We start from the raw sequence: 11,438 nt of genomic DNA on the forward strand, positions 1-11,438 counted from the left end.
AACGCTCCGATGCGCTACCGCTTTTTGATTGCTGCGTTGCTGTTGTCCGGCATCGCGTGGCTGCAACCCGCAGCGGCGGCCGAGCCGGCGCAGTTGCGTATCGGCTATCAGAAAGCGGTGTCCAGCCTGGTGCTGGCCAAGCAGCATCGGTTGCTGGAGCAGCGCTTCCCGCGCACCAGAATCAGCTGGGTCGAGTTTCCAGCCGGCCCGCAGCTGCTGGAAGCCTTGAACGTGGGCAGCATCGACCTGGGCGGTGCGGGTGATATTCCGCCGCTGTTTGCGCAGGCCGCCGGTGCCGATCTGCTGTACGTGGGCTGGGTGCCGCCCACGCCCAAGGCTGAGACGATTCTGGTGCCGGCCAAGAGCACGCTGCGGCGCGTGGCCGACCTCAAGGGCAAGCGGGTGGCCTTCCAGAAGGGTTCCAGCGCGCACAACCTGCTGCTGCGGTTGTTGGCCAAGTCCGGCCTGAGCATGCGCGACATCACGCCGTTGTATCTGTCGCCGGCCAACGCACGTGCGGCATTCGCGGCCGGGCAGGTGGATGCCTGGGCGATCTGGGACCCGTGGTATTCGGCATTGACGCTGGATGGCAGCGCACGCCTGCTCGCCAACGGCGAAGGGCTGGGATTGACCGGCGGGTTCTTTCTGTCCTCGCGGCGTTACGCCACCGCGTGGGGTCCGTTCGTGCAGCAGGTGATGCTGCAGCTCAACCAGGCCGATGGCTTGCTGGAGCGCGACCGCGCCGGCAGCATCAAGGTGCTGGCGCAGGTCAGCGGGCTGTCGCCTGCAGTGGTCGAGCGCACGCTGGCGCATCGCCCGCCGGCCAGCGTGCAACCGCTCAGCGCCGAGGTCATCAAGGCGCAGCAGGCCACTGCCGATCTGTTCTACGCGCAGCGCCTGTTGCCCAAGCGCGTGCTGGTGGCCCCGGCGGTATGGCGGGCGCCCGCGGTTGCCGCGGTGCAAGCGGCAGGCAAGCAGGCGGCGGGCAAGTGATGCGTGGAAGCACGAATACACTCGCAAGCAGGAGCGCATGCGCAGGCCGGAACGCATGCCGAGCATCCGTGAGCGGCCAGGCGCACGTCGTTGTTTCGCTGCATTGCCCAACCAACAAGGCTGCGCGATGAGTCACCGCGCGCAGCGATTAGGCAACGTGCTGGTGCCCTGGCTAGTGCCGCTGGCCTTGCTGGTGGCCTGGCAGGTCGCGGCCTCCGGCGGCTGGCTGCCGCAGCGCATCCTGCCTGCACCGGATGCGGTATTGTGTGCCGCAGTGACGTTGGTGCAAACCGGCGAGTTGTGGCAACACCTGGCAATCAGCAGCTGGCGTGCGGCCGTGGGCCTGGCCATCGGCGGTAGCATCGGGTTTGCGCTGGGCCTGCTCACCGGCGTGTCGCGCGTGGCCGAACGCCTGCTCGACAGCGCCTTGCAGATGCTGCGCAACGTGCCGCATCTGGCGCTGATTCCGCTGGTGATCCTGTGGTTCGGGATCGACGAGGGCGCCAAGCTGTTTCTGGTGGCGCTGGGCACCTTCTTCCCGATCTATCTCAATACCTATCACGGCATCCGCAGCGTGGACCCGGCCTTGATCGAGATGGCGCGCAATTACGGCTTGCGCGGCCCGCAGCTGTTTGTCGATGTGTTGTTGCCCGGTGCGTTGCCGTCGATTCTGGTCGGCTTGCGCTTTGCGTTGGGCCTGATGTGGCTGACCCTGATCGTGGCCGAAACCATTTCCGCCAGTTCCGGCATCGGCTATCTGGCCACCAACGCACGCGAGTTTCTGCAGACCGACATCGTGGTGGTGGCCATCGTGCTGTACGCGCTGCTCGGCAAGCTGGCCGATATGGCCGCACGCGGGCTGGAAGCCTGGTGGCTGGGCTGGCATCCGGCGCAGCAACAGCGAGCGGAGCTGCGCCGATGAGCGGAACAGACGCTGGCCTGCCGCTGACCCTGCGCGGCATCGGCAAGCGTTATGGCGACAGCGAGGTGTTGCGCGGTATCGACCTGGAGATTGCACCCGGCGCCTGCGTGGCGGTGGTCGGGCGCAGCGGCTGCGGCAAGAGCACCTTGCTGCGCGTGATCGCCGGGCTGGAAGCGGCCGATACCGGCACCGTCGACAGCGGTCATGCAGCGCTGGCAGCGCAGCGCAATGCGGTGCGGCTGATGTTCCAGGACGCGCGGTTGTTGCCGTGGAAGCGCGTGATCGACAACGTGGCGCTGGGCCTGGGGCGTGCCGGGCGTGCGCAGGCACGGGCGGCGCTGGACGCGGTAGGGCTGGGTGCACGCGGTGGCGATTGGCCGGCGGCGCTGTCCGGCGGTCAGCGCCAGCGCGTGGCCCTGGCGCGCGCACTGGTACACCGGCCGCGGCTGTTGTTGCTGGACGAACCGCTGGGCGCACTGGATGCGCTGACGCGCATCGAGATGCAGCAGCTGATCGTGCAGTTGTGGCGTCAGTACGGCTTCACCCTGGTGCTGGTGACCCACGATGTGGCCGAGGCGAGTGCGCTGGCCGATCGCATCGTGCTGATCGAGCACGGCCAGGTCGGCCTGGATATGCCAGTGCCGGTGCCGCATCCGCGTGCCCCCGGCGCGCCGGCCCTGGCGGCAATCCAGGCGCAGGTGCTGTCGCGTCTGCTGGGGGCGTCGCATGTGCCGGCGTCAGCGGCTGCGGAGAGTCCTGCCGCGGCGCCTGCGTCGCTGCCGCTGCGGCGGATCGTCTAACGACGTGTCCGTCGGCCCGGGGTGGTCCAGGTCAGTGGGCGAACCCCCACCGCCCAGCCCAGGCGCCACCGCGTGTGAGCCGGTCCTGCAGCCCCGCATCGGCACCTGCGCAGCCGCCAAACCTTGAAACCCCGCACGGCAGCCGCATCTGCACGGTATCGTCGGCGTCGCCGGCCACCAGTTCAGAGGATTATCCCCATGCGGATGGACAAGCTCACCTCGCGGTTCCAGCAGGCGCTGGCCGACGCGCAGTCGCTGGCCGTGGGCCGCGACCACAACATCATCGAGCCGGTGCACGTGCTCGCCGCATTGCTCGACCAGAGTGGCGGCAGCACGCGCCCGCTGCTGTCGCAGGCCGGCGTCAACGTGCCGCTGCTGCGCGAGCGGCTGGGCGAGGCGCTGGACACGCTGCCCAAGGTCTCCGGGCAGGAAGGCAACCTGTCGATCGGCAACGATCTCAACCGCCTGCTCAACCAGACCGACAAGCTCGCCCAGCAACATGGCGACGCCTTCATCGCCAGCGAGTGGTTCGTGCTGGCCGCCGCCGACGATGCCAGCCCGCTGGGCGTGGCCCTGCGCGCGGCCGGTGGCGACAAGAAGAAGATCGAAGCCGCCATCGACAAGCTGCGCGGCGGCGAGACCGTGCAATCGGAAAACGCCGAGGAACAACGCCAGGCGCTGGAAAAATACACCATCGACCTGACCGCACGTGCGGAGAGCGGCAAGCTCGATCCGGTAATCGGCCGCGACGAAGAAATCCGCCGCACCATTCAGGTGTTGCAGCGGCGCACCAAGAACAACCCGGTGCTGATCGGCGAACCCGGCGTGGGCAAGACCGCCATTGTCGAGGGCCTGGCGCAACGCATCATCAATGGCGAAGTGCCCGAAGGCCTGCGCGGCAAGCGCGTGCTGTCGCTGGACATGGGCGCGCTGATCGCCGGCGCCAAGTTCCGCGGCGAGTTCGAAGAACGGCTGAAGGCGGTGCTCAGCGACCTGTCCAAGAACGAAGGCCAGATCATCCTGTTCATCGACGAGCTGCACACCATGGTCGGCGCCGGCAAGGCCGATGGCGCGATGGACGCCGGCAACATGCTCAAGCCGGCGCTGGCGCGCGGCGAGCTGCATTGCATCGGCGCCACCACGCTGGACGAATACCGCAAGTACATCGAAAAGGACGCCGCGCTGGAGCGGCGTTTCCAGAAGGTGTTCGTGGGCGAACCGACGGTGGAAGACACCATCGCGATCCTGCGTGGGCTGAAGGAGCGCTACGCGGTGCATCACGGCGTGGAGATCACCGACCCGGCGATCGTTGCCGCCGCCACCTTGTCCAACCGCTACATCACCGACCGCCAGCTGCCGGACAAGGCGATCGATCTGATGGACGAAGCGGCATCGCGCATCCGCATGGAGATCGACTCCAAGCCGGAAGAACTCGATCGCCTGGAGCGCCGCCTGATCCAGCTCAAGATCCAGCGCGAGATGCTGAAGAAGGAAAAGGACGACGCCTCGCGTCAGCGCCTGGCCGATCTGGAAACCGACATCGACAAGCTCGAGCGCGAGTTCTACGACCTCAACGAGTTGTGGAAGTCGGAAAAGGCCGCGCTGCAGGGCACCACCAAGGTCAAGGAGCAGATCGAGCACGCCAAGCTGGAACTGGAAGCCGCGCAACGGCGCCAGGACTACGCCAAGATGAGCGAGATCCAGTACGGCGTGCTGCCGCAGCTGGAAAAGCAGATGGCGCTGGCCAACGAGGTCGAACATCACGACTTCAAGCTGGTGCAGGACCGCGTGACCGCCGAGGAAATCGCCGAGGTGGTGTCGCGCTGGACCGGTATCCCGGTCAACAAGATGCTTGAGGGCGAACGCGACAAGCTGCTGCGCATGGAAGACGAGCTGCACCAGCGCGTGGTCGGCCAGAACGAGGCGATCAAGGTCGTCTCCGACGCGGTGCGGCGTTCGCGCGCAGGCCTGTCCGATCCCAATCGTCCGAGCGGCTCGTTCCTGTTCCTGGGCCCGACCGGCGTGGGCAAGACCGAGTTGTGCAAGGCGCTGGCGGACTTCCTGTTCGACAGCACCGAGGCGATGATCCGCATCGACATGAGCGAGTTCATGGAGAAGCATTCGGTCTCGCGGTTGATCGGTGCGCCTCCGGGCTATGTGGGCTATGAGGAGGGCGGCTATCTGACCGAGGCGGTGCGGCGGCGTCCGTATTCGCTGATCCTGCTGGACGAGGTGGAAAAGGCGCATGCCGATGTCTTCAACATCCTGCTGCAGGTGCTCGACGACGGCCGCCTGACCGATGGCCAGGGCCGCACGGTGGACTTCCGCAACACCGTCATCGTGATGACCTCCAACCTGGGCTCGCACCAGATCCAGGAGCTGTCCGGCGACGGCAGCGCCGAGGCGTATACGCAGATGAAGGCGGCGGTGATGGGCGTGGTGCAGGCGCATTTCCGCCCGGAGTTCATCAACCGGCTCGACGACATCGTGGTGTTCCACCCGCTGGACAAGGCGCAGATCAAATCGATCGCACGCATCCAGTTGCATGGGCTGGAAAAGCGCCTGTCCGAGCGCGGCCTCAAGCTGGACCTGGACGATGCCGCGCTGGAATTGCTCGGCAATGTCGGTTTCGATCCGGTGTATGGCGCGCGCCCGCTCAAGCGTGCGATCCAGTCGCAGGTGGAAAACCCGCTGGCCCAGCAGATCCTGTCCGGCCAGTACCTCGGCGGCGACACCGTGCGCGTGCGTGCCGAGGGTGGGCGGCTAGTGTTTGGCAAGGGCTGAGACGCGGCGCCAATCGTGTGCCGTATCGCTGGCAGTGGTTGAAGCAAGCAACGGGCACTGCGCAGGCAGTGCCCGTTTGCATGAGAGGGATGGCGCATGCGGCGTATCGTCCGCGCTCACAACACGGCGGCATAAGGTCATCACTGCTGGTTTGCAGACACGCGTGCAGGGCCGGCTATGGTCGGCACTCCTGTCCGAGCGAGCCGCGCCATGACCGATCCGCAGTGGAAGCCCGAAACCATCGCCGTGCACGGCGGCTATCAGCCAGATCCCACCACGCGGGCGGTGGCGGTGCCGATCTACCAGACCGTCGCCTACGCCTTCGACGATACCCAGCATGGCGCGGACCTGTTCGACCTCAAGGTGCAGGGCAACATCTACAGCCGCATCATGAACCCGACCAACGCCGTGCTGGAGCAGCGCGTGGCTGCACTGGAAGGCGGCATCGGTGCATTGGCGCTGGCCTCCGGGCAGGCCGCGGTGACCTATGCGATCCAGACCATCGCCGAGGCCGGCGACAACATCGTCTCCTCCAGTGCGTTATATGGCGGCACCTACAACCTGTTCGCGCATACCTTGCCGCAGTTCGGCATCGGCACGCGCTTTGCCGATTATCGCGATCCGCAGGCGTTTGCCGGCTTGATCGATGAACGTACCAAGGCGGTGTTCGTGGAGTCGATCGGCAATCCGCGCGGCAACATCACCGATATCGAGGCCGTGGCCGCGGTGGCGCATGCCCATGGCGTGCCGCTGATCGTGGACAACACCGTGGCCACGCCGTCGCTGCTGCGGCCGATCGACTTCGGCGCCGACATCGTGGTGCATTCGCTGACCAAGTATCTGGGCGGCCATGGCAACAGCATCGGCGGGGCGATCGTGGACAGCGGGCGCTTTCCGTGGGCGGCGCACAAGCAGCGGTTTGCGCGCCTCAACGAGCCGGACGTGAGCTATCACGGCGTGGTCTACACCGAAGCGCTGGGCGAGGCGGCGTACATCGGCCGTGCGCGCGTGGTGCCGCTGCGCAATACCGGCGCGGCGCTGTCGCCGTTCAACGCGTTCCTGATCCTGCAGGGCATCGAAACGCTGCCGTTGCGGATGGAGCGCATCAATGCCAACACGCTGGCGATTGCGACGTATCTGCAGCAGCACCCGCGGGTTGCCTGGGTCAATTACGCCGCGTTGCCGGATCATCCGGAGCATGCGTTGGCGCAGAAGTACCTGGGCGGGCATGGTTCGGGCGTGCTGACCTTCGGCCTGCCCGGCGGGCGCGCGGCCGGCGCGCGTTTTCTGGATGCGCTGCAGTTGTTCACGCGGTTGGTGAACATCGGCGATGCAAAGTCGCTGGCAACGCATCCGGCATCGACCACGCACCGTCAGCTGGGGCCGGCCGAACTGGAACATGCCGGGGTCAGCGAAGACACGGTGCGGCTGTCGATCGGCATCGAGCACATCGACGACCTGCTGGCGGATCTGGAGCAGGCGCTGCAGGGGGCGTGAGGTTTGATAGCCGTGACCTGAGCAGGAGTGCGGGAAGGGACGAGCTAGCCCCTCTCTCGTCGGGGCGAGGAGGCACAGCTGGCGCGCCATGGGCGCGCGTGCCTTGGAGCGCCCGCGCCGCAAGCGCGGGCCGGGGCGCGGAGCGGGGGTTGGGGTGAGGGTACGGCAAAGCAAACTGCCTGTCGGTACTGGCTTCGGTAAAAGCGGCAGCGCGGCCGGGGATCGGCTCTTCGGCTCGGCAGACATCCTGTCTGACTCGCCGTCGCGGCACATCCGTGTGCCGCTCTCCGCCAATCTCTGGCCACGCTGCCGCCTCGGCACTTCGCTTCCATGATCCGGAAATCTTGAACACGCCAATGAAGTTCGGCTCGAAGCTTCTCTCCCGTCGGGGCGAGGAGGCACAGCTGGCGCGCCATGGGCGCGCGTGCCTTGGAGCGCCCGCGCCGCAAGCGCGGGCCGGGGCGCGGAGCGGGGGTTGGGGTGAGGGTACGGGGGCGAAGCCCACTCGCTTGTGCGAGATGACGCTCGGTGGCAGGCATGCGGCCATGCCGGCATCCCCGGCATGCTGCTTCCATCCATGGCATGAGGCTTCGCTCCGTACCCTCATCCGCCCCTTCGGGGCACCTTCTCCCGGTGGGAGAAGGAATCGGCCATTCGCCATCCAGACGCGTGGCGACGCGTTGCGCTTGGCCGCCTGCCGCAGACCTCGGAGGCGCCCTGGGCCAATCCTGCTACCATGCGCGCCCCTGAGGTGACTGCCGGAGTTGCGGTGGTTTAAACGGGAATCCGGTGCGCGGGTCGCCTTGGCGAACTGCAATGCCGGAGCTGCCCCCGCAACGGTGGGCGAGGTCAGATGCCGCAACACGCCACTGTGCAGTCGCATGGGAAGGCGCGGCATCGGAGGCGCAGGCCTCCACTCGCGAGCCCGGAGACCGGCCTGAGGGAGTGACCCGGCACGCGGTGGGCGTGGCCTTGATCGTCTGGCGCTGCCGCGTTGGACGGCTGGCCCGTTGCTGTCTGCCGCCCCCATTGCCCCCGCGCGGGTAGGCGCGGTTCCAGGAGCAGCAGTCGATGTCCGTTTCTTCCGTTTTGCCGCGTCGTGCGGTGCTGGCCGCGGGGCTGTCGCTGTGCGTGGCCACCCTGGCCCACGCCGAGGCCGCCATCGATCTCGACCAGGTCGTGGTCACTGCCTCGCGTACTGCGCAGACCCAGGACCAGACGCTGGCGCCGGTCACCGTGATCGACCGCGCGCAGATCGAGCGTCGCCAGGTGAATTCGCTGCAGGACCTGCTGCGTGGCGAAGCCGGGGTGGCGCTGGCCAACAACGGCGGCCCGGGCAAGCCGACCTCGCTGTTCCTGCGCGGCACCGAGTCCGACCAGGTGGTGGTGCTGATCGATGGCGTGCGCATCGGCTCGGCCACCTCGGGCGGGGCGGCGCTGCAGGATCTGCCGATCGAGCAGATCGAGCGCATCGAAATCGTGCGTGGTCCGTTCTCCAGCCTGTACGGTTCCGAGGCGCTGGGCGGGGTGATCCAGATCTTTACCCGGCGCCCGCAAGGCCGCTTCGTGCCCACCTTCAGCGCGGCGGCCGGCAGCGACAATGCGCGCCGCTATAGCGCGGGCCTGGCCGGGCGCAGCGAAGGCGATCTGAGCGAAAGCGGCGGCTGGTATTCGGCCAACGCGGTGCATGACGAAACCGATGGCATCAACGCGTATCTGGACACCAGCTCCAGCGACTACGACCCGGATCGCGATGGCTACCGCAACGATTCGCTGAGCGTGCAGGGCGGCTGGCGCTTCAATCGCCAGTGGGACGCCGACGTGCATGCCTTGCGCGCGCAAAGCCGCAACGAATACGACGGCTCGGCCTTCGGCGGCAACCTGTCCAAGGGCGTGCAGCAGGCGGTCGGTGGCCGTGTGCGTTACGCGCCTACCGATGCGGTCAAGCTCACTGCCAGCGTCGGCAGCAGTTCCGACTTCAGCGATGCGTATTACGACGGTGCCTATCTGTCCACCTACGACACCCGCCGCAAGCAGGGCGCGTTGCAGGCCGATATCGCTGCCGGCGCGGGCCTGTTCACGGTCGGCTTCGACTGGCAGCGCGACGCCATCGCCAGCAGCGACAATTACGATGCCGACAGCCGCATCGACCGCGCCGCATTCGCGCAGTGGCAACAGAGCTTCGGTGCGCAGTCCTTGCAGGCCAGCCTGCGTCGCAACGACAACAGCCAGTTCGGCGGCAAGACCACCGGCAGCCTGCTGTGGGGCTGGGATGTTGCCGAGCATCTGCGCCTGACCGCCAGCTACGGCACCGCGTTCAAGGCACCGACCTTCAACGAGTTGTATTACCCCGATTTCGGCAATCCGTTGCTGGGGCCGGAGACCTCCAGGAGCGCCGAGCTCGGCCTGCGCGGCAGCTACGGCTGGGGCACCTGGACGTTGAGCGCGTTCCAGACCCGCATCGACGACCTGATCGCCTACGACGCGTCGTTGGTGGATGCGGCGCATCCGTTCGGGCAGCCGAACAATATCGATCAGGCGCGCATCCGCGGCGTGGAAGCCGGCTACGACACCCAGCTGGCCGGCTGGACCGTGCGCAGCGCCTTGACCTGGCTGCAGCCGCAGGCCGATGGCGAGGTCAACAACGGCAACTGGTTGCCGCGGCGCGCGCGGCAGAGCGGGCGCATCGATGCGGACCGCAGCTTCGGTGCATTCGGCGTCGGCGGGAGCCTGTTCGGGTCCGGCAAGCGCTTCGACGATCTGGCCAACACCGAGCGCCTAGCCGGTTACGGGTTGCTGGATCTGCGCGTGAGCTATGCCGTGACTGCGGACTGGAAGGTATCGCTCACCGCCAACAACGTGTTCGATCGCCAGTACGAAACCGCACGCTGGTATGCGCAGCCGGGGCGCAATTATCTGCTGACGTTGCGTTATCAGGCCGCGCAGTAGGCGCGGCTGTTGCGCCGGGCATGCGCACTGTGAGGTGAGCGCGCAACGAAGTGGGGCAGGGCGTCGTGCCGCTGGGCGAACTCACGCCTCGATTTGTCGACAGGCCGGCCGGCTGCACCAGGCATTGGCGCTACAGTGCGAGCGTGTGGTGCTGGTGGTGGCAGGTTTGCCGATGGTTCTGACGGGAGAGGCGGTGTGACAAGCGATTGGATCCATGGTGCCTGTGCGGTGCCGGACGCGCGCGTGCGCGCGGCTGCGCTGGCGCGGCAGGAGCAACTGACCAAGCCGCACGGCGCGCTGGGCCGGCTGGAACAGCTGGCGGTGCAGCTGGCGGCCTGGCAGCGCAACGAGCACCCCACCGTGCAGCGGGTCTGGATCGCGGTGTATGCCGCCGACCACGGCGTCGCCGCCGAGGGCATGTCTGCGTTTCCGCAGGCGGTCACTGGCGAGATGGTGCGCAATTTCGCCCGCGGTGGCGCCGCCATTGCGGTGCTGGCACGCGAGCTCGGCGCGCGCCTGGAAGTGGTCAATCTGGGCGTGGTCAACGACCCGGGTGAGTTGCCGCGGGTGCGGCGTGCCTGGATCGCCCCGGCCAGTGCCAACATCTGCGAGCAGCCGGCGATGAGCTCCACCCAGTTGCGCGACGCGCTTGCCGCGGGCGCCGAAAGCGTTGCCCAGGCGAAAAGTTGCGACACGCAGCTGTTTGTCGGCGGCGAAATGGGCATCGGCAACACCACCTCGGCCGCGGCGTTGGGCTGCGCGCTGCTGTCGCAGTTTCCGCAGGCGATGGCCGGCGCCGGCACCGGGCTGGATGCCGAGGGCATCGCCCACAAGGCCACCGTGATCACCCGTGCGCTGGCCCTGCATGCCGATGCTGCGACTCCGCTGGAGCGGTTGCGCCGGCTGGGCGGTTTCGAGATCGCCGCGCTGGTCGGTGCCTACATCGCCGCTGCGCAGGCCGGGATTCCGGTGCTGGTGGATGGCTTCATCAGCACCGCTGCAGCGCTGGTCGCCACCCATCTCAATGGCGGCGTGCGCGAATGGCTGTTGTTCGGGCATCGCTCGCAGGAGCGCGGCCACGCTGCCTTGCTGCGCGCACTGGATGCCGAGCCGTTGCTGCAACTGGACCTGCGCTTGGGCGAGGCCAGCGGCGCAGCGGTGGCGATTCCGCTGCTGCGTCACGCCTGCGCCTTGCACAACGGCATGGCCACCTTTGCCGAAGCCGGCGTGTCCGACGCATGAGTGTGCAGATCAGCTTGCTGCGGCACGGCGACACCGGCCAGCGCAGCGACCGCGGTCAGCTCGACGACCCGCTCGCTTAACTGGCTGGCAGCAACTGCGCGCGGCCACCACGGACGGCGCATGGGACGCGGTGGTGGCCTCGACGCTGTAACACCTGCGCTTGGTTCGCCACCGGGTTGTATGCAGCCGAACGCGCCAGCGACATTGCGCAAGATCGGGACCGCAAGCCGTGCCGATCTGCGCGATGCTGG

At 67.5% G+C, this 11,438-nt stretch carries 7 protein-coding genes, 2 pseudogenes and 1 riboswitch; all 9 genes and pseudogenes read left to right on the plus strand.

Translation table 11 applies throughout. The features are described from left to right. Positions 1-9 precede the first annotated feature (9 nt). Positions 10-993 (plus strand): aliphatic sulfonate ABC transporter substrate-binding protein, encoded by a 984-nt coding sequence (locus XARJCFBP2528_RS12685; protein ID WP_155410724.1) that lies wholly within the window; start codon positions 10-12, stop codon positions 991-993. Positions 994-1,120: 127 nt separating this feature from the next. Next, on the plus strand, positions 1,121-1,915 hold the full coding sequence (gene ssuC / locus XARJCFBP2528_RS12690) for an aliphatic sulfonate ABC transporter permease SsuC (RefSeq protein WP_047124766.1): 795 nt from the start codon (positions 1,121-1,123) through the stop codon (positions 1,913-1,915). Beyond that, positions 1,912-2,715, plus strand: a complete 804-nt coding sequence (locus XARJCFBP2528_RS12695; RefSeq protein ID WP_016901313.1) for an ATP-binding cassette domain-containing protein — start codon at positions 1,912-1,914, stop codon at positions 2,713-2,715. Before ssuC ends, XARJCFBP2528_RS12695 begins: the two co-directional genes overlap by 4 nt. Positions 2,716-2,913: 198 nt before the next feature. After that, positions 2,914-5,499: an ATP-dependent chaperone ClpB gene (gene clpB, locus XARJCFBP2528_RS12700; RefSeq protein WP_024940653.1), complete on the plus strand. Its 2,586-nt coding sequence runs from the start codon at positions 2,914-2,916 to the stop codon at positions 5,497-5,499. A gap of 210 nt (positions 5,500-5,709) precedes the next feature. Further along, on the plus strand, positions 5,710-6,996 hold the full coding sequence (locus XARJCFBP2528_RS12705; protein WP_039812381.1) for an O-acetylhomoserine aminocarboxypropyltransferase/cysteine synthase family protein: 1,287 nt from the start codon (positions 5,710-5,712) through the stop codon (positions 6,994-6,996). A 732-nt stretch (positions 6,997-7,728) separates the two neighbouring features. Continuing rightward, positions 7,729-7,951: riboswitch (cobalamin riboswitch) on the plus strand. A gap of 116 nt (positions 7,952-8,067) precedes the next feature. Beyond that, positions 8,068-9,945: a TonB-dependent vitamin B12 receptor gene (btuB, locus tag XARJCFBP2528_RS12710; RefSeq protein ID WP_039812384.1), complete on the plus strand. Its 1,878-nt coding sequence runs from the start codon at positions 8,068-8,070 to the stop codon at positions 9,943-9,945. A gap of 44 nt (positions 9,946-9,989) precedes the next feature. Next, positions 9,990-10,144: pseudogene (locus XARJCFBP2528_RS22545) on the plus strand (bifunctional adenosylcobinamide kinase/adenosylcobinamide-phosphate guanylyltransferase); the annotation flags it as partial. Continuing rightward, positions 10,141-11,187 (plus strand): nicotinate-nucleotide--dimethylbenzimidazole phosphoribosyltransferase, encoded by a 1,047-nt coding sequence (gene cobT / locus XARJCFBP2528_RS12715; protein ID WP_026064072.1) that lies wholly within the window; start codon positions 10,141-10,143, stop codon positions 11,185-11,187. The pseudogene XARJCFBP2528_RS22545 and the gene cobT, both read left to right, overlap by 4 nt. Continuing rightward, a pseudogene (locus tag XARJCFBP2528_RS12720) lies at positions 11,184-11,385 on the plus strand (histidine phosphatase family protein); the annotation flags it as partial. The gene cobT and the pseudogene XARJCFBP2528_RS12720, both read left to right, overlap by 4 nt. Positions 11,386-11,438: the final 53 nt, after the last annotated feature.

This window comes from Xanthomonas arboricola pv. juglandis, from assembly GCF_001013475.1.
GTDB lineage: Bacteria > Pseudomonadota > Gammaproteobacteria > Xanthomonadales > Xanthomonadaceae > Xanthomonas > Xanthomonas arboricola.